The organism is Sphingobacteriales bacterium (assembly GCA_016706405.1).
Taxonomy (GTDB): Bacteria; Bacteroidota; Bacteroidia; order Chitinophagales; family UBA2359; genus BJ6.
On record JADJJT010000002.1, the window covers coordinates 591,840 to 611,484 of the forward strand.

The window sequence follows — 19,645 nt, forward strand, 5'->3', positions numbered from 1 at the left end:
AGAAGGCGCGAGGATAGTTTGCTATTTTAGTTTTACTAATTTGTGTATAGCTTGCTCTCCTTTAGGGTTGGTAATTACAACAAAGTAAACCCCCTCGTAATAGTCTTGTAACGAAATTGTTTGCTCAATAGTTGGCGAGCCGCCACTTGAGGGGATCTGCCAGCTTGTTAGCTGTTTGCCCGATACATTGTACATTACTACTTGATAGCTGCCATTTTGATGCCCGTTTTGTATTTGTAAAACCGCGCTATTTTGTGCCGGATTGGGGAATAATTTGCTGTAGATATTAGGTTTGTTGATAATTTGCGGCGTCTCAAAACCTACCGTGTGCTGCAGGTTAACATTGTCAATAAATAAGTTGTTGCCTTGGCCGCGGGTTTGCCTAAATTTAATTACCAAATTGCGCGAGCCTACGTAATTATTAAGGTCTATCACTTCTTTTCGCCATTGCAAACCCGATGGTGCAAAATTATTTGTTGTAGGTGGGGCGGTAGCCAAATCGGCACCGCTTTTTGACCATACTTTTTCAAATGAATATTTTGAGCAGCGCGAAACCCACACTTCTAAAATATCGGGTGTTTCTCCGGCATTTTTCTGTGCATAAGCAACATCAAACTGAAACGAGGCTTCGGGGAAACTATTTAGGTCTATTTCGGGTAAAATTAACTCATCTTGTGTGCCAGCCGCTGCCGCATAACTAAAATTGGGCATTGATGCCGACGCGGCACTATTATTTCCTGAGTTACCCGCCGAAAATCCGGTTGTACCGCCAACCGACCAGCTTGCGGGCGGAAAAGACCCCTCAAAGCTTTCAACAATTTTAGTAGTAATGGCAGGCTTAACGGTTGCAAAAGCTTTTACTATGGTGTCGCCATTTTTATCAAAATCGGGCAGCCCGTTAGGGTCTAAACATATAATTTTTAGCTCATGAATTGTGCCATCTCCCGATGCGCAAATGGTATCTAAGGTAAAACTTGCCTTGCCTAACGAGTTAAGTTCGCCCGTCCAAAATAGCGAGCTAAACGGGCCGCCATCTACATTGTATCTAAATTTAACATAATACAACATGCCTGTACCTGAGTTTGAAAATTCAATTTCGGGCGCTACACAAGTACAGTTTTGAGCACCGGTTGGGCTAATAACTTTTTCAAGTTTAGCGCCATTTTCGGCAGTAGCTACCGAAACACAACCATTTGACGAGGCAAGGGCATAACGAAAGGCATTAAAATTAAACACGCTTCGCATCCGGTTTTTTTGGCCAGATGTGAACATACTTGTGCACTTGTCGGATGTATAGTCCATATAGTTTTCAATCATATCCGGAAAGGCATCGTTGGTACATTGGTCAATTTTATAATCACATTTGTAATTGGCCTCTATTGACTCAGGCGTGTCGCTAACTTCATCATCATGAAAACACGACAGTTCTTCACCCAAGCCGTCTCCCCATATATGCCATAATCCCAACCAGTGGCCAACCTCGTGAACTGCTGACCCACCTTCATTGTAATCGTCTAAAACGGGTTCAATGGTGCCAAAAGCATTGTAGGCCAACACTACGCCATCTGTTTCTTTTTTTCCTCCCCCCGGAAACTGCGCATAGCCTAAAATATCATCATTGCCGCTATTTTCATCCCATATATCGGCGCAAACCCATATATTAAGATATTTTTTTGTATCCCAGGCATCTTTACCGCCGTCGGCGGTATATTTTGCTACATTACTGCCAATATCAAATTTTTTAACATTAGTAGCAGTGCGGGTAATTCCGGTTGTAGCCAAACCATCGGGAGTTTGGGCAGCAAGGCAAAATTCTATTTCAATATCGGCGGCAAAAGGTTTAAAAATTTCACGTACATTATCAAAATCTTTGTTTTTAAGCCTAAACGCTTCGTTTAAAACATCAAGTTGGGTATAAATTTTATCGTCACTTACTTTTGTTTGTGGGATTCCGTTAGTTTCCAAGATATGAAATACAACCGGAATAGTAATAATTTCTTCTTGTCCATCTTTGGGTTTATAGTTGGCTGCTTGTTCGTTCAACTCGGCAATGCGTTCTATTATTGAAGGGTCTTCTGCCATGGCATGTTTTAATTGCAGCATTGAGCCGCACCGATGTTGGGCTTGTATGGGGGTATTAAAAAAATGCCCCAACACAAATAAGGTTAAAAATAAGAAAGAGATACGGGAAAGATTCATATTGTAGTTTTGTAAAATAAAATATTGTAGTTAACTTGAATTATTGCTTAATTTGGCTCAAATTTACACAAAATTAGCTTATAAGCAAAACTCTAAAAAAGAAAAAAACCAAAATTGCTCGGTTATAGCAGCCTAAAGTTTTAAGCAAAGTGCTACAAGTATATTGTTGGACTTTAGTTGCAATCGTTTTGCTGGTCTATGTTTTTTTTATGGTGTTCTGCCAATGCATGTACATGGACAAAATAATATATATAGGAATTATGGCCAAAGTAGCTGCAAAACCCAACACAATAACAGCCGCTAAGCTTATAAATCCAAAACTATAACGCAACTCGTTGCCCTGCCAGTTAAAATGGGTAAATTTGTTCGAGAACATGGGCAACTCGGCCACCAATAAAATTGATAAAATTACAGTTGAGGCATAAATAGCTGCCGGATGTAAAAAGTAATAGGCCAAATATCCTTTTTGTGGGGCATTATACAAGGCCAACAAGCCTATAACAAAAGCACAAGCCGAAGGCGTAGGCAAGCCAATAAAACCCATAGTTTGCCGCTCGTCAATATTAAAATTGGCTAAGCGCACCGCCGAAAGCAAAGTGAGTAAAAAGCCCGGCAAACTGACCCAAATAATGGTGCCATAGCCAAAATGACGTTGCAACAAAAAAAATAAAATAGCGCCTGGTAAAAAGCCAAACGTAACCATGTCGGCCAACGAGTCGAGCTGGCCGCCGATGGGCGAGTGGGCATTTAGCAGCCGGGCAAAAAATCCATCGGCAAAATCGGCAACAAGGGCAAAAAATACCAACCATGGCACCCATTGTTCGTAGCCATTAAATAAAAAAACAACAGCGATGCAGCCAAGTAGTAAATTACAAAGCGTAAATAAATTGGGTATATTTTTACGCATATTAATAACAGCAGATAGTAAAAAATATAGATTAGTGCTAATTCATCAAGTCTTCAATTTCATCCGGATGCAAAGGTACAAACTGCATCATATCAACAGGGCCGTGGTCAGTTACTAATATGTCGTTTTCTAAACGTATGCCAATGCCTTCTTCTCTAATATATATGCCCGGCTCGCAGGTAAACACCATGCCTGCTTGTATGGGGTTATATTTGTGGCCTACATCGTGCACGTCTAAGCCCAAAAAATGCGATGTTCCGTGCATATAATACTTTTTATATAATGGCCTATCCGGATTTTGTTTGGCAACCTCATCTTTGCTTAATAAGCCTAAGCCAATTAGTTCACTTTCCATAATTTTACCTACATCCTTCTCGTAGTCGCTCAGGTAATTGCCCGGTACTAACATTGATTTGGCTTGCTCCATTACGCGCAAAACAGCTTCGTAAACAGCCCTTTGCCTTGCGGTGAACCGGCCATTAACTGGAATTGTCCGGGTTAAGTCGGCGGCATAATTGGCATATTCGGCGCCAAAATCCATTAGTAAAATATCGCCATCTTTGCAAACCTGATTATTAGCCACATAATGAAGTACGCAGCTATTACCGCCCGATGCAATGATGCTACTATACGCTGGGCCGGTAGCCCTGTTTTTAAGATACTCGTGCATAATTTCGGCTTCAATTTCGTATTCGGTTACGCCCGGTTTTACAAATTTAAGCACCCGTAAAAAAGCACTGCGTGTAATATTGATAGCCTCGCGCATGCAGGCAAGTTCGGCATCGGTTTTTATGCTGCGCAAATGGTGCATTATTGGGGCCAAACGTTTAAAATTGTGTAAAGGGTATTGTTGGCATAGCTGTTGGGCAAAGCGCAAATCTTTGTCGGCAATGGGGGTGCGCATGCGCAAGTGCTCGTTGGTATTAAGGTAACAGTTTTGCGCTACATACATAAAACTCGGCAAATGAGCATCTAACTGACTTGCCCAAAATATGGTTTTAATGCCCGACTGTGCCTGGGCTTCTTCAATTGTATATTTATGACCCTCCCAAACGGCAATATGTTCGTTTGTGTCGCGGATAAAAAGTACTTCGCGCAGGTTTTCATCCGGATGGTCGGGGAAAAGGAGAAGCGTAGTTTGCTCTTGGTCAATTCCGGATAAATAAAACAAATCAGCGTTTTGCCTAAATAAATGAAATCCGTCAGCACTGCGTGGCCACTCGTCATTCGAATTAAAAATAGCTACTGAGTTGGGTGCTAATTGTGCGGCTAAACGTTTGCGGTTTTCAACGAACAATTCGGCGGCAATAGCGTGATACTTTTTCATTATAAATAAAATAGGTTTGTATTTTTGGGTTTAGTATAGTATTGGTTTTTAAAATTTAGCCTAATTAAAAGGCTTAAACAGGGTTTATTGCTCTGTTTGAGCTTTGAGGTCGGGCATTAATGCTTTAACGCCTGGCAGTTCTTTGCCTTCTAACAACTCTAACATGGCGCCGCCGCCCGTGCTAACATAACTTATTTGACTGTCCAAACCAAGTTGTTTTAAGGCTGCCACACTGTCGCCGCCACCTACCAGCGAAAAAGCGCCGTTTTGCTGGGTAGCTTTAGCAACTGCGTGGGCAATGGCTTTTGTACCTTTGGCAAAATTTGGCATTTCAAAAACGCCCATGGGGCCGTTCCAAAATATGGTTTTTGCTTTAAGTATGATGTCTGTAAATGCAGGTATAGATTCGGGGCCAATGTCTAAACCCATTTTATCATCCGGAAGTTCGTTATTATAGTGTACCGTTATAGGGGCATCGTTGTTAAATTCGGCAGCACAAAGGCTGTCAATAGGTAGGGCAAGTGTAGCTTTGGCTTGTTTTGCCATGTTCCAAATATTTTGTGCCACCTCTAAACGGTCGTTTTCGCATAACGATTTGCCAATATTTAATCCCATTGCTTTTACAAAAGTATAAACCATGCCACCACCTATTAAAATGGTGTCCACCTTATTAAGCAGGTTTTCGATGAGTAAAATTTTGTCGCTAACTTTTGCCCCGCCTAAAATGGCTACTACGGGGCTTTGTGCTTGTTCGGTAAAACGTTTGGCATTTTGCACTTCTTCGGCTAACAACATGCCCATAAGCCGGTGTTGCGGTTTAAAAAACTGGGCTATGGTACAAGTACTTGCGTGGGCACGGTGGGCAGTGCCAAAGGCATCATTTACGTAAACCTGGCAGCCTAAATCGGCTAACTGCTTGGCAAAATTTGCATCGCCCGTTTCTTCTTCGGCATGAAAACGCACATTTTCGAGCAATAAAATTTCTCCGGATTTTAAATTAGCTACGGCTTGTTGAGTAGCCTCACCAATGCAATTGGGGGCAAAATAAATTTTACGATTTATTAATTTCTGTAATTCAGCCACAACGGGCTGTAACGAGTATTTTTCGTCGGCAATACCTTTAGGGCGACCTAAATGCGACATTAATACCATAGCGCCACCATCTGACAATATTTTGTTGATAGTGGGCAATGCCTCAACTATCCGGGTATTATCGGTTATTTGACGTTCGGCATTTAAAGGCACATTAAAATCAACCCGTACTAAGGCTTTTAGGCCGTTAAAATTAAAATCAGATGCTAAGTTCATATTTTTTACTATTGACGGCAAAGTTACAATAGTTTTTGTTACCCTAACAGCGTTTAGTGTTATTTAAGTCCTTAATTAGGTGCACCTATTTATTTATTTGGTTATATTTACTCAGTCAGATGCTTGTTCAGCCATCTTTTTATATGTTTTAAGCGCGATATACGCCTGTCGGTGCGACCATTGCGCGATAGTCCATGCGATTCTTCCGGATGCAGCACCAATTCGGTTTCAACTCCTAAATATTTAAGGGCTACAAATACCTGCTCGCCTTGTTCAATGGGGCATCTGTAATCGTTAAGACTGTGCATAACCAGGGTAGGGGTTTTGGCGTTGGCAATGTATTTTATGGGCGATAAACGCCAGTAATTGGTAAAATCTTTAAAAGGAGGTTTGTTGCTGAATGCCTGCTGAAATGCCCAGTTTACGTCGCTGCTGCCCCAAAAACTCACCAAATTACTAACACAGCGTTGTGTTACGGCAGCTTTAAAGCGGTGGGTGTGCCCAATAATCCAGTTTACCATATAGCCGCCATAGCTGCCGCCGCAAACTCCCATTTGATTTGGGTTTATATAGGGCAAGTTAGCAATTTCATCGGTCCAGGCCATTAGCGACTCGTAGGCAGGTTGTCCCCAGTTATTTTGAATGGCTTTGGCAAAGGCTTCGCCGTAGCCCTTACTGCCTAACGGGTTGCAAAAATGAACAACATAACCTTGCGCCGCCAACCATAAAAACTCGTGCATAAAAGCGTGGGCAAACTGCAGCCAGGGGCCGCCATGTATTTGCAGCACCGAAGGATATTGTTTTTCGGGGTCAAACTGGGGTGGTTTTAATACCCATCCATGAATTTGGGTTTCGCCGTCGGGTAAGGTAATGCGCAGCTCTTCTAAATCGCCAAAATTGTAGTTTTGCAGCAGATTTTTGTTTAATTGGGTCAAATTTTGAGTTTGACCATTGGCAGCAAGCAGTTTTATTTGCATGGGGTCGTAAAAGCTGCCGTGCACATATAATAGTTGTTGGCGGCTCGCATCGGTGTAAAATTCACAGCATACGCCGGGCTCGTTTGCGGTAGGCCATAAGGTTTTGGTAGCTATATCGAGGGTGCCAATATAGGTATGCCCTTCGCTTGAGTATTGAAAAATTAACCCGCGCCCATCGGCAGTAAAAATGGGCGCCGAATCAGTTACGCCGCTTTTAACATCGCCTAACGATAAGTTTGAACAGCACATGCCCAAGTTTTCGGTTAATATTTCGGGTTCGCTGCTGCCGTCAAATGGCTGAAGGTATAAATGGCAGTTGCTCCACCATTGGGCTGCATTTTTGTTGCCTATCCATGCTAATTGTTTTCCATCGGGCGAAAAAGTTAGCGACCATTTGGGCGAGGGGCTGCCGGGCAATTTGCGCACCGATTGCTCTTCGAGGTTGTGGCAATATATTTCATCCTCTCCAGGGTGCAAATCACAATCCGGAAATTTACTACCCACCCAAGCAATAAAATTGCCACACGGCGACCATATTGGGCCATTGTTGGTAAAATCTTTATCGAGAGTTAAATTTTTAATTTTTTTATTTTTAATTTCAAGCACACTAATTTGGTTGGCTTCTTCGCGGTTGTAGCCCATGCCATCGCTTTTAAAAAATGGGCGTTTTTTATAGTGCATTTCAACCACACCCAATGCTTTTTGCGCTTCGTTGTTGCGGCGTTTTATTTCGGATTTGGTGTGCGCCTGCGTTTGAAGCACTATTTGCCGGCCAGATGGCGACCATGAAAATTGTTGAATATCGGCATCTGAATGCGTTAATTGACTAATTTTTCCGGATTTAATATTTATCCGGAATAGTTGAGTGGTTTTATTTTCGGTGCGGTTGCTTAAAAATGCAACCCATTTGCAGTCGGGCGAAAACCGGGCGGCTACATCAATAAAATCGCCTTTGGTGAGCGATTGGGTTTTACCAGTTTTAACCTCGATGAGTTGCAAATTACAATATTTTTTTTCGGTTTTTTTGTCAATACGGTTCAAAGCATATACTACTTTTTTCCCTGATGCCGAAAAATGGCAACCCGATATGGTTTGCAATTTGTATAAATCTTTTAGTTTCATTTTTGGTAGTTGGTTGTTTTTTTCTATCGCCTAAAATTAGGAATTAGTTATGATAAAAACAAATTTTGACTTCCGTGTAATTTTTAAAAACCCGCCCAAAATAAAAAATCCGGATAGAAAGCATTTTAAAGCCTCTATCCGGATGTTTAGTTTTAGTAAAAATGAAATTTATTTAAGCCATACCTTCCCAAAGTCAAAAGAACTGTTAATTGCAACTCAATATGTATTTAAAATTATCTTGCATTTTTTTAGTACTGCTTTATTGCCATTTCTAACCTCGATTTAACGGTATCGGCAAGCCTTAATGGTGCTATAACCGCAACCATATCGGCATACGAAAGTATTAACCTTTCTAACTCGTAGTTGATAATTACGTGCAGGCTTATTTTTAAGGTATTTTCGTCTATCCATTTCGATTTTTGCGAACCATGCAAGGGCTTGGTCTCCATGTATTTTCCTGTTCTGCCTTTAAAGTGCAACACTACTTGTTCGGGTTCGGCATTGTCGGGTTTGGTAACGCCGATTATGTCTTCAAAATACTCCTGCCAGTCTATTTTATTGTTTTTTTGATACGCCCCTTTTGTTTCCTCAACAGATACAATGCGGTCTATAGCCAAATTCCAGTCGTGTTTTTTCTTTTCCGGATTATAGCCAAATAAAAACCAGCGACTATTATATTGTTTTAAAAAATAGGGGTGTAGCCGAACCTCAAAAGGAATATCATTTTCAAAGGGCTGATAACTAATGGCAAGTACTTTTTTATAGAAAATGGCATTATACAATTGCCCAAGGTGCTCAATACCTTTTAGGTACTGGTTGCTGTCGAACTCCATAATAGTAGTGGGCATTTCATCAATAGCCATTCCTTGTTGCAGTTTAGGCACCAGCTCATTTACCCATTCAAATTGTGGCATACCCTTAAACTGCGAAAGTATGCCCACCGCAGCCTTTAACTGGTTAATTTCTACTTCGTTCAAAGGCATATTATTAATATAAAACGACATGTCGGCGTAGCGATAGTACACTTTTTTGCCAAACCTGTGCCTTGCCAAATCAATGCTCCAGCCTTCTTTACTTTCCATGAAGGCAATATCTTCAAATAGCTGCCTTCGGCTGATGCCGTTCGATTCCGGATCTATTTCAAGCAAGATATTTTCACATTCGGCAATCAAATCATCAATAAAATACCTTCTTCCCGGATTTCTGAAGCAGTTATCCAATACTTTGTAGCGTATAAGTGCATTTTTATTTGTAGCCATAGTGTTCTTGTTTTTTATGGTGCGGCGGGGGGGTAATTTTTGTAAATATGGGCAGAGAAGAACCCCAAGGGTTCAAACGTTTGTAGAACAGGTTGTAGGGGGGTTTTATACGACCCTGTCGGGGTCGAACCTTTTATTCTGTAGGGTTTTTCTATAAACATAAAACCCCTTCGGGGTTGGTTTGATTGGTTTTGTTTTAATTAAATAGTGCAGCAGTTGGCGCAAAATTAATTTAAAATAATTACTTTTGTGCAGCTCTACTGCATAGTTAGATGATTACTTTGCACTCTGTTCTTTGAAAGCCTGCTACACGATATTGAATTGTGCCAACTGGAATGAATCGGTTGGTGTTCTCCGTTTCATCGGAGTATGAATGTTTTATCGGTAATTTGTTAGCTCTCGTCTGACAGATTAAATGATACGATAATATATTAATTATTATTTCTATACATACACAAAGAATACAGCAGCAGGCTTCATTGAACCTATTTAAAAAAGTGAAACCAGCGCAAGAACATATAGACCGTATTAAAACTGCCTTTGAAAAAATGCAGTCGAAAGAAGATTTACTTCGTTTGTTAAACGAGGTAAAACCCCTTATTTATGGAAAAAAAACGGTTCCGTTTGCTTTGAAACAACTGACCTGGCACGCCAACCCTAAATTGGGTGGCAAAAGGTATGAAGCCTTTCACATCAAAAAAAAATCTGGGGCAGACCGAAGCATACACGCGCCGGTAAAAGGGTTAAAAGCATTGCAAAAAACGCTGGCGCTTATACTTCAGGCTGTTTTTGAACCGCATAATGCGGCAACGGGTTTTGTTTGGGAAAGGTCAATTGTGGACAATGCTAAACTGCATGTTGGCAGTAATTATGTGTATAATATAGACCTGAAAGATTTTTTTCAGAGTATAGACCAGGCAAGGGTATGGAAAACCCTGCAACTAAAACCCTTCAATTTGAATGAGACTGCTACGGAAAAACCTTTTTCTATGGGGTGGGGGGATTTTCAAAAAAATTATCTGAAAACAAAAAAGCCTGTAAAGTTTTATAAGGGCAAGGGAAGGGTATTCGTCAAAACACCTTTGGGTCGTCCCATTCATATGTCAAACAATTTTAACGCTGAAAAAGATGCTTATGTATTGCAGGCTGGCAGTTCATTAAGAACCCAAAAAGGTAAATCTTTAAAAAACACCCTTTGGTTGGTAAATAAAATACCGGATACAAGCCGGTTGGGAATAGCCAATATTATCGCCTCGCTGTGCTGCACCGAAATGGAAGTGGAGCGAAAAAACGAAGCAGGCGAATGGGAAAAAGTTAAACGAAATGTATTGCCACAGGGCGCGCCTACTTCGCCAGTTATAACAAATATAGTATGCCAAAAACTCGATTACCTTCTTACAGGAGTAGCCAAACGTTTCAGGCTAAAATACAGCCGTTATGCCGACGATATTAGTTTTAGCTCTAAACACAATGTTTACAAACCGGGTAGCGAATTTATAATAGAATTACACCGGATTTTAGCCGAGCAGGGTTTTCGTATTAACGAAACCAAAACCCGTTTGCAGAAAGACGGACACCGCAAAGAGGTTACGGGCTTATTGGTGAACGATAAAGTAAATGTGCAAAAACGCTATATAAAACAATTGCGCATGTGGCTGTATTACTGGGAAAGATATGGTTATGAAAAAGCAAGTATATTTTTTTTACAGCAATACACCGCCGATAAAACAACGGGTTTAAAAGGCAAACCCGAAATGAAAAACGTTATCTCCGGAAAATTGGATTTTTTAAAAATGGTGAAAGGGGAAGACAATGAACTGTATAAAAAACTGCAATTGCGATTTGATTGTTTAACGGGGAAAAGTGATAAATCAAACGAAGAGCCGCCAAGGTCAAAACTAAGGAGATTAGGGATTTTTCGTTTACTTATGGGAAGCAGTACCCCCCCTACTAAAGAAAAAATTATAGAACGAGGACTCCCCCCAAGTGAAACGGCACTTTATTTAGAAGAGCACGAACGGATGAATAATCCTAATCAAGGTAACAGATATGAAAAACTCCCCGTTTGGCATGAACCTAAGAGCTTGGTTGCCCTGTTAAAGGAATTATCTTCAAATGACAGTGTCCTAAAATACACAACCCATAGCTGGGGTAACGAACGCGATTTGGGAATATTTAAAGATTTGTCCGAATTTTTAGGTGTAGCAAACGAACAGTATCGTAAGCTCACTTCTTATTCATTTTACTTGAATAATACTCTAAATGCAAAAATATGGGCTTTCTTATTTAATAAAGAGGTGTCTAAAGACGGATGGGGCCATGGAGACCCTAAAAAACGGATTTATTTTGGCTGGAGTTCGCCAGAATTATTAGAGGCGTGTAATAAAAACCCATCGCTACACCCCGAAGATTTTATTTTGCCCGAACAATATCAGATTCAACGGGGTGGGAAAACCCTTCAAAAATTTAAGCATATAATTGATGTTTTTAAAAATGAAATTGAAATCAGAGATGAAAATGACGGCTTGCTAAACCTTATTCTTAACAAGCACGACAAATATTTAAACGGTTTTTCAGCACCAAAGATTTCCAATCTCGTAAACAAAAATTTTTATACAGACGTACAATGGCTCAGCGAAGGGCTTGATTTAATTTTTGAAGGAATACAAAAACGCCCTCAGCATCCGGAAGTGGAATATGCTGTAACTGAAGAAACTAATAAAAAATTAGTACTTACCATTCTGCACCGAAATTCATTTCAGAAAGGCAGGTCAATTCATGATAATAAACTTAACCTTAAGGGAGGCGATTTTAGCTCCATAAAGAATTGTTTGATAAACCTTTGCGACTGGAGTATAGAATCTGAATTTGCAGAAGGGGCATACCGAATTAATTACCTCAGTTCACTTATGGTTTTCTCAAACGGTATATCTGACGAAATAAGACTAGGCGAACCTTTTAGGAGTATACCGACACATGAGAAAATTGAAGCAGCCGAGGGGTTTAAACACATATTAACCTTTTATAAATAAACCATGAAAATTGCCATTATTGAAGATAAAACAAATCGTCTTGAAAAGTGCACTAATTTTGAATTAGCGGCTTACCAATCGGTAAAAATAATTACCGGCGGAGGTTTTGACCATTTTTTAAACAGTTTAGAACAAAGAGATACAAATAGTTTAGCGGAGTTTGACTGTATTGCCGCCCCCCGGCGCCCCATGTCTAATTAAAAAGGGGGCCCCTGGGGGCCCCCCTTAAAAACAAAAATTAGCCATTGGTTTTTTTTTCCGGAGGAATTACGGCGAGTGTTCTCAAAGATAATGAGTTTCCTTTTCTGCTTATTAATTCAAAGGATTTTTATTCTAAAAATCGGAGTAATGGACAAAAATTAGGCTATTTTTTAGACGCTTGGTTCAAGTTTACTGTATATTGTAAGCCTTTGATATTTTCAGAAAGCCCTTATACCTTTAAAAACCCATCTATAAATTTCATTTTCCGTTTCATTGATAGGCCATTATGGTTTCTTAATTTGTTTTTTAAATCTGCGAAATGTCCATCAATAGCATTGGTTGTGTTAGGTATTTGAAGTTCCCTGTTATCGTGCCAAGTAAAAACGAGGTAAATTATTCTTCAAACTACGATAAGCACTTCTAAGCCTTTTATGCGTATAAAACGATTTGTTTGTAGTCGGATTTACAGTTCTCTCGTTTAGAAACACTTTCCATTTTTCAGCCATAGCCCAATGCTCCGACAAAGCTTCTTTGTCTGTTTGCTTCATCAAATCTACAACATCCATCAGCTCTTGTGCAGCTTTTAGCTGGCTTACGGGTCAAATATCTTCGAATTATTGCTGCTTGATGAACGACATTTGAACAGGAATACCCTTAAACGACGCATAAGCCTTTTCTTCCGTCACAAACAATAGCCGAAATAGTAAAACCTCGCCTTTTTAACTCCTTAATTCCTTCTATATACAGCGCATTGGTCTCTGTCTTTACATAATATTTCAAAAGGTTTTCTTTGGTGTAGGCATCTTTAAAAAGCATTACGCCAAAACCCCGCCCCAATAGGTGGTGTCCATTAATACAACGACTACTCTACCTGTTTTTTGTAGCCACTATTTTAATCTTGTCTAACCGCCTTTGAATCGTTTTAACAGAACAATTATACTTGTGAGCTAACTGCAAATAGGTCTGTTTACCACTTTTGTATTCTTCCCATATTTGTCTCGTTATTGATGCGTTGCCCACCTAAAAATTGTTTCCCACAATGAGCACACTTATACAATTGAACTCCTTTTACAAGTCCGTTTTTCTTTACAAACCTTTTACCACAGTAAAAGCATTTTTTTATTCATAACCTTTGATTGTCCTCAAAGCTAACAATAGTAATGCTTTCGAAGGTTTTTAGCCTAAAAAATGTCCATTAAGCCTAAAAATCTAAAATTGTTTATTGAAGCATGTGAAAAGCAGGAAGCGGTTAATTTATTGGTACTTCAATTTGGCGAAAACTGGAAATTGAGTTTGCTCCTTAACCTGCGAAACCGTATTGCAGAGGAATTAAATAAACATGCTATAAAAGAAAAATACCCAGCTATTGAGTTTAGCGGGGAAGAACTAATAAAAAGGGTAAGCTACTTAAAAATAAATACGGCTATAAAGCCAGATTTAGAAAATGAAAAAACGGCGTCTATTTTTTCAGGTGGCGAGTACGCTTCAATTTCTTTAGAACAAATTTTGTCTTTAAAATCGGTTATTGACCAAAAAATAAACGAAATAGCATGAATAAACTTTTAGTACATGGCAATAACACATCGTTTAACAGGTACGATTTTTTTACAGGAACAGAGCAGTTTGTCTTCGATATTGACATAGATAAAGATGTTGATTTGTATATAAATGAAATTTTGGAAATGGAGATTACAGAAGGATTAAAAAAGAGAATAGAAAAAAGCGATATTGTTTTCATTAAAATTGCCTTAACCCAAAACTATTTAGAATATTTTGGTTTGAGATTAGCCTATCATATAAGGTTAGCTAAAAATTTAGGAGAAAAATCAAAAATACCAATTGTTTTTATTGCCGAAGAAAGTTTTCAATTTTTAGGCTCAACCTGCCACGAGCCATCAATATTATTTACAAAGGGTATTTATTTAATAAAGGAGACGCTGGAAGATTTAGAAGATATAAAAAACAGGTATGCAAATGGAAGTATAAAACCATTAGATGGTTATGATTCTTTTATAAATTCCATTTTAATACACCCACCTTCCAACTACAAATCCCATCATTCTATTGCCAACGAGTGGGCTATTTATCGTTGGGCTACTGCTTTACAAATAAATGACGACCAGATTCGAACCATTGAAAAAACAATAGGCAGCAATCTGTATTTTAAATATTTACAATTTAAGTACCCAATTGCAGAGCTTTCTCCAGTTGCAGAAACTACTGAGCCAGCAAATCGGGTTGTTCCGAAAAGAGGTAATGTTTTATATATAGATGACGAGGTGAACAAAGGATGGCATAGTATTTTTACAAAAATCTGTTCTGACAGGCTCTTTAAATCTCAATTTGAATCTATTGGGGGTGATTTTAAGAATTTAAGCAAGGAGGAGATTATCGAAAATTCGTTAGGTATGGTCAAGGGCGATTTCAATCCCGATATTGTTATTTTAGATTTCAGGCTTCATGATGATGATTTTGAAGATGCAAAATCCTTTGAACCTGCAAGACCCGAAGATGTTACTGGATATAAAATTTTAGTACAGATTAAGGCGTATAATCCTGGTATTCAGGTTATTGTTTTATCGGCAACAAATAAAATCTGGAATTTTATGGAGTTGCATGCAGCAGGCGCAGATGATTTTATCATAAAAGAATCGCCCGAACTAAGTGTTGATGAAAATTATAGCAGAAAAGCTATCGATAAAATCTACAAATCTATTGAAAAGGGGCTAACGCGAGCTAAATATTTAAAGCACGCTTTTAATTTTTTGAACGAATCGAACGAAATTTTAGAAAACAAAAATATTCCTGATGAGTTAAAAACCACTATTAAAAAACAGCTTGAACTTTCTTATTTTCTTTTATCCCGTGCTGGAAAAGAGGAGGAGTTTGCCTATGCTTTTGTTGCGTTATACATGATAATCGAGTCAATTAATAAAGAGTTTGTTATAAAATCGTCAAATTACAAATGGATTTTTAATAATGGCGGTAATGATTTAGACCTTTTGGATTGGGGTTACAAGGAGGAAAATCAAATTTATACCAATACCAATACCCCGGTTACTGGCACTCAACCGCCAGAATGGCAAAAATTGGCAGGCTTGTATTTTCAAATTTGGAACGGCGAAGATCATGGTTTAATTAGAACGGCATATCATTTAATCAAAAAAAGGAATGGTTTTATTCATAATGATAAGAAAATTTTGGATTATCAAGACAATAGAGGTAACTATTTGAATCACGACATATTTACACCCAACGGAACGATTAGTCTGTTTGAATGTATAGGCGAAATATTTAAATCCATTCAAACCAAAGATACCGCAATAGAAAAAAAGCCGGGAATACAATAAAACTGGTTTAAATATAACTGCAACCCTCAAAAGATTGAAGATTGCACATAAGGATATAAACCCGAAGTGTTCAAATATTTATTTATAGTACCAAATTGCATTGGGTTTTTTATACGCCCCCGTTGGGGTCGAGCCCTTTGTTCATTGGAATTTTTCTATAATAATAAAATCCCTTCGGGGTTGATTAGGCTATATTGGTATATTTTTATCATATAAATATTATTTGTTGTGCAGTATCAATTCACAGAACAATCCTAACTTTGCATTTGATTAAAAAAATCCTATGAGCATATTCAACCATTTTAAACATTTAAATCTTAGTCCCGGTCAAGAGGAGGCGCTAACCAAATTAGCGGCGTTCTTGGAAAGGTCCGGTACAGGTTTTTATGCTAAAAGGGTATGCAGGTAGCGGTAAAACAACCATTTTAGCAGGTTTGGTCGAGTACCTCGCTTCTATTGAAAAAGATTTTGCCCTGATGGCACCTACCGGAAGAGCAGCCAAAGTAATAAGGGAAAAAACCGGGCAGGAGGCTTTTACTATCCACAAATCTATTTACAGCTATGATAATATGATGCCCGTTGAAGAAGGCGATTCTTTTTTTTACTCCTACAAAATCAGGAATAATGTAGCGGTGGCTGGAAAAATTTTTATTGTGGACGAAGCTTCTATGTTGTCTGATGTTAAAAGCGAGGGCGAGTTTTTCCGTTTTGGCACCGGGCATTTATTATCCGATTTGATTAGTTACACCAGAGTTGCCCAGCCAAATGTAAATTCTAAAATTATTTTTGTTGGCGACCCCTGCCAGTTGCCACCCGTAGGCGATAACAGCTCAAAAGCCTTTGATGCCAGCTATCTTGAAGAGAAATTTAATCTTGCCTCAGAAGAAACTGAAATGAAAGAAGTGCAAAGGCAGGGCGGCGATAGCGGTATCTTGAAAACTGCGGCAAAAATTCGCAAGTGCATTTCATCCGGATATTTTAACAATTTTAATCTGCGTTCAAACGGTAAAAATATTCTAAACCCTTCTTACGAAACTTTCCTGAAGACCTGGCAAGAGGCGGCAAATCCAAAAATTATTATAGCCAGCAAAAACAAAACCTGCCACAACCTTAATTTACAAATAAGAGAACGGAGGTTTGGCAGTGCTGCTCTGCCGCTTCAAAAAACAGATATTGTAATTATGGGCGGCAACAATTACAAAAAAGGTGTTTTCAACGGTGAGTTTGCCGTAGTTAATGAGGTAAGTGATACCGTTACAAGGCGAACCATAGCATTAAGGGGTAAAAATCAGGTTGAACTTTGCTGGCGTGAGGTAGAATTGATTTTTCCGGATGCAGAAAACAATAGTAAAATTGTAACCGGCAAGATGCTCGAAAATTTCCTTTATGGCGATAACGCCCTAAAACCCGAAGAAACCCAGGCATTATTTGTTGATTTTAGAAACCGCCACCAAGCGTTAAAGCCAAAAACAGAGGAGTTTAAAGAAGCCATCATGCAAGACGAATTTTTTAATTGCTTGTTGATGAAATTTGGGTATGCCGTAACCTGCCATAAAGCACAGGGCGGAGAATGGGATAATGTTTTTACCATTTGGGATAACGATAATACAGAAGGCTTCAACTGTTTTAACGATAAACAACAGAAATCCGGCAAAACAAATCAGCATTTTTATCGCTGGGCATACACGGCTATTACCCGTGCGGCAAAAACATTGTACGCATTAAATCCACCTTTTTTTAATTCTTATTCGGCTTTGGCTTTTGTTGATTTACCTGTACAAGATGCCTTAAACGAATTAACCGGAACACAGGCTCAGACAGAAGAAATATGGCTCGATAACACGTTGCTGCAACAACTATCAAGTTTACACCTGTTGGCGCAGGCAATTCCAATACAGGATCATTTTATAAAAATCCGCCATGCCGTAAAAAAACAAAATATAGATATAGTAGCATGGAATAAAATAGGTTTTGAAATTAGGTACACTTTTTCGAGAGAACAAGACAAAGCAGTTTTCAGAACTTATATAAACGGGCAAAACGTGTTTAAAAATGCAATAACAGTAATGCCCAACCAATCTCCAAACAACGAGTTTAACAAGGCAATAGCCGAATTGGTAAACCATTTGCCAAATATTACCGTTAAGAGAAATACTGCCGAAACAATTATAACCCAAATAGAATTTGACCTTGAATTAGAGGAAAAATTCCCCTTTACCAAGAGTTTGTTTGACGACTTGGTATTTTTGTTTAAAGATACCGAAATTGCAATTGACGACATTGAACATTTGCAGTATAAAGAACGCTATACCTTTAAACGAAACAGCGAAAAAGCTGTTTTAGATTTTGAATACAACAAGAATGGTTTTTTTGGCAGAATAGTGCCCATTCAAAATTTAACCAATAGCCCATCCTTGCTCTCCAATATTAAAACCGCATTGCAAACTTTTAAACAAGAAGAATATGCCAGCTAGAGATATAAAAAAACTTCGTGAATCGGGCGAATTAGCGCAAGCCTTAACTCTTGCAAAAGCCGAATTGCAGGCAGATCCGGGTAATATTTGGCCCAAACGCAATATAAGCTGGGTGTATTACGATTATTTGAAACAAAATAGTTCTCTTGAACAGTTCGATGCGTTTATTTTATGGCTGAACGAACTAAAAAACCTTGAGTTGCCGCCAGAAGAAACCATGCTGTTTGAGCAACTGTGCTGGCAGGTGGGTAAAATGGCTTTTATTTTGTTAAAAAATAATCCGCAAGACCATAACAGAGGCATACAACTGTTTGAAGCCATCAAAACCTTCCATTTTCCTAAACTACGAAAAGAATATAGTGCGCTTTTTAGAGCATTACACAAATTGCTAAAAGATACAAACCGTTATATCGAATTTGCCGATTGGTGGGGTTTAAGAAATTTTATAGCTGATGATTTTAAAAAGGAAAAAATGCCGAATGGCAGAGAAGTTATGGCTATTGTTGAGCAAGCCTACATAAATTATGCAAAGCATCTCTTGCCAAAACAAACCCAAAACGGAGAAACAATTTTTGATAAAGCGAAGGCAGAGGCTTTTCTTCCGGATTTAACCTATATGATAACCGAGCCTACGTTTCAATACCTGTCTTATTTCAAGGCAAAACTATTGTTGGCATTAGGCGATAAGGATAGTATGCTGGAGGCTTTATTGCCTTTTGCCCAAAAAAAACGCAACGATTTTTGGGTTTGGGAACTGTTGGCAGAAGCGTATTCAAATGATCCGGAAAAAGTGTTTGCCTGCTATTGCCGAGCCTTAATGTGCAAAAGTCCGGAAGAAATGCTGATAAATCTAAGGCAAAAAATGGCAAAAATTTTAATTTCAAAAAATCTGTATAACGAAGCAAGAACAGAGATAGATTTGTTAGTTCAGGCAAGAACAGAACATAACTTTAAAATTCCAGCCGAAATTGCAAACTGGCAAACTACAAATTGGTATAAAACCGCCGAAATTGCTAAATCTAACCTCAATTTCTATAAAAAATATGCACCTGCTGCCGAGGCATTGCTGTTTAGCGATGTGCCCGAAGTATCGGTAATTGTTGAGTTTGTAAACTCAGAGAGAAAAATACTCAATTTCATAGCATCTGAAACTAAATTTGGTTTTTTTAAATACGACAGATTCGTCTCGGAGGTAAAAATTGGCGAAACCTTAAAAGTTCGACTTGAAAAAAGTGATGTTAATGGAGGAATTCATCAAGTATATACAGCGACCAAGTTTAACGACGAAGAACTCAAAAAACAATTTACGAAAGAAGTATCAGCAGTTGTAAAAATACCTGTTGGCAAACCCTTCGGGTTTATTGATGATGTTTTTATTCACCCATCAATTTTAACGAAATATAAACTTAAAGATGGTATGCCATTCACAGGGAGAGCAATAAGGTCTTACAAAGAAGAAAAAAAGGAGTGGGGCTGGAAATTAATATAA

Annotated in this window: 13 protein-coding genes and 1 pseudogene; 6 read left to right on the forward strand and 8 right to left on the reverse strand. The window is 38.7% G+C overall.

What is annotated here, in order from left to right; translation table 11 throughout:
* Positions 1-21 precede the first annotated feature (21 nt).
* The 7 genes from IPI59_08690 to IPI59_08720 form a co-directional block, all read right to left on the reverse strand.
* On the reverse strand, positions 22-2,199 hold the full coding sequence (locus IPI59_08690; protein MBK7527610.1) for a choice-of-anchor J domain-containing protein: 2,178 nt from the start codon (positions 2,197-2,199) through the stop codon (positions 22-24).
* A 196-nt stretch (positions 2,200-2,395) separates the two neighbouring features.
* Positions 2,396-3,106, reverse strand: coding sequence for a CDP-alcohol phosphatidyltransferase family protein (locus tag IPI59_08695; protein ID MBK7527611.1), 711 nt, complete (start codon positions 3,104-3,106; stop codon positions 2,396-2,398).
* A gap of 37 nt (positions 3,107-3,143) precedes the next feature.
* Positions 3,144-4,433, reverse strand: coding sequence for an aminopeptidase P N-terminal domain-containing protein (locus IPI59_08700; GenBank protein ID MBK7527612.1), 1,290 nt, complete (start codon positions 4,431-4,433; stop codon positions 3,144-3,146).
* Between the two features lie 84 nt (positions 4,434-4,517).
* Positions 4,518-5,741 carry a phosphoglycerate kinase gene (locus IPI59_08705; GenBank protein MBK7527613.1) on the reverse strand — a complete coding sequence of 408 codons (1,224 nt, stop codon included), beginning with the start codon at positions 5,739-5,741 and terminating at the stop codon, positions 4,518-4,520.
* Between the two features lie 107 nt (positions 5,742-5,848).
* Positions 5,849-7,840: a S9 family peptidase gene (locus tag IPI59_08710; protein ID MBK7527614.1), complete on the reverse strand. Its 1,992-nt coding sequence runs from the start codon at positions 7,838-7,840 to the stop codon at positions 5,849-5,851.
* Between the two features lie 248 nt (positions 7,841-8,088).
* On the reverse strand, positions 8,089-9,099 hold the full coding sequence (locus tag IPI59_08715) for a WYL domain-containing protein (protein ID MBK7527615.1): 1,011 nt from the start codon (positions 9,097-9,099) through the stop codon (positions 8,089-8,091).
* A 14-nt stretch (positions 9,100-9,113) separates the two neighbouring features.
* Complete coding sequence (locus IPI59_08720) at positions 9,114-9,260, reverse strand: hypothetical protein (GenBank protein ID MBK7527616.1); 147 nt, start codon at positions 9,258-9,260, stop codon at positions 9,114-9,116.
* A 336-nt stretch (positions 9,261-9,596) separates the two neighbouring features.
* Between IPI59_08720 and IPI59_08725 the strand changes: the two genes are divergently transcribed.
* On the forward strand, positions 9,597-12,131 hold the full coding sequence (locus tag IPI59_08725; GenBank protein ID MBK7527617.1) for an RNA-directed DNA polymerase: 2,535 nt from the start codon (positions 9,597-9,599) through the stop codon (positions 12,129-12,131).
* Positions 12,132-12,134: 3 nt separating this feature from the next.
* The gene (locus IPI59_08730; GenBank protein ID MBK7527618.1) at positions 12,135-12,332 is read left to right on the forward strand and encodes a hypothetical protein; all 198 of its coding nucleotides are present in this window, start codon (positions 12,135-12,137) and stop codon (positions 12,330-12,332) included.
* Between the two features lie 229 nt (positions 12,333-12,561).
* Here IPI59_08730 and IPI59_08735 read toward each other — a convergent pair.
* A pseudogene (locus IPI59_08735) lies at positions 12,562-13,337 on the reverse strand (hypothetical protein).
* A 183-nt stretch (positions 13,338-13,520) separates the two neighbouring features.
* On the opposite strand from IPI59_08735, the gene IPI59_08740 reads away from it, so the two are divergent.
* The 4 genes from IPI59_08740 (at position 13,521) to IPI59_08755 (ending at position 19,645) form a co-directional block, all read left to right on the forward strand.
* Positions 13,521-13,886 (forward strand): hypothetical protein, encoded by a 366-nt coding sequence (locus IPI59_08740; GenBank protein MBK7527619.1) that lies wholly within the window; start codon positions 13,521-13,523, stop codon positions 13,884-13,886.
* Positions 13,883-15,682, forward strand: coding sequence for a response regulator (locus IPI59_08745; protein MBK7527620.1), 1,800 nt, complete (start codon positions 13,883-13,885; stop codon positions 15,680-15,682). Before IPI59_08740 ends, IPI59_08745 begins: the two co-directional genes overlap by 4 nt.
* A gap of 386 nt (positions 15,683-16,068) precedes the next feature.
* Entirely contained in the window at positions 16,069-18,156 is a 2,088-nt protein-coding gene (locus tag IPI59_08750) for an AAA family ATPase (GenBank protein ID MBK7527621.1), read from the forward strand.
* Positions 18,146-19,645, forward strand: coding sequence for a hypothetical protein (locus IPI59_08755; protein ID MBK7527622.1), 1,500 nt, complete (start codon positions 18,146-18,148; stop codon positions 19,643-19,645). Before IPI59_08750 ends, IPI59_08755 begins: the two co-directional genes overlap by 11 nt.

Coding starts and splice junctions, on each gene's coding strand:
- IPI59_08690 (MBK7527610.1), bottom strand. CDS start 2,199: ATGAATCTTTCCCGTATCTCTTTCTTATTTTTAACCTTATTTGTGTTG.
- IPI59_08695 (MBK7527611.1), bottom strand. CDS start 3,106: ATGCGTAAAAATATACCCAATTTATTTACGCTTTGTAATTTACTACTT.
- IPI59_08700 (MBK7527612.1), bottom strand. CDS start 4,433: ATGAAAAAGTATCACGCTATTGCCGCCGAATTGTTCGTTGAAAACCGC.
- IPI59_08705 (MBK7527613.1), bottom strand. CDS start 5,741: ATGAACTTAGCATCTGATTTTAATTTTAACGGCCTAAAAGCCTTAGTA.
- IPI59_08710 (MBK7527614.1), bottom strand. CDS start 7,840: ATGAAACTAAAAGATTTATACAAATTGCAAACCATATCGGGTTGCCAT.
- IPI59_08715 (MBK7527615.1), bottom strand. CDS start 9,099: ATGGCTACAAATAAAAATGCACTTATACGCTACAAAGTATTGGATAAC.
- IPI59_08720 (MBK7527616.1), bottom strand. CDS start 9,260: ATGTTTATAGAAAAACCCTACAGAATAAAAGGTTCGACCCCGACAGGG.
- IPI59_08730 (MBK7527618.1), top strand. CDS start 12,135: ATGAAAATTGCCATTATTGAAGATAAAACAAATCGTCTTGAAAAGTGC.
- IPI59_08740 (MBK7527619.1), top strand. CDS start 13,521: ATGTCCATTAAGCCTAAAAATCTAAAATTGTTTATTGAAGCATGTGAA.
- IPI59_08745 (MBK7527620.1), top strand. CDS start 13,883: ATGAATAAACTTTTAGTACATGGCAATAACACATCGTTTAACAGGTAC.
- IPI59_08750 (MBK7527621.1), top strand. CDS start 16,069: ATGCTAAAAGGGTATGCAGGTAGCGGTAAAACAACCATTTTAGCAGGT.
- IPI59_08755 (MBK7527622.1), top strand. CDS start 18,146: ATGCCAGCTAGAGATATAAAAAAACTTCGTGAATCGGGCGAATTAGCG.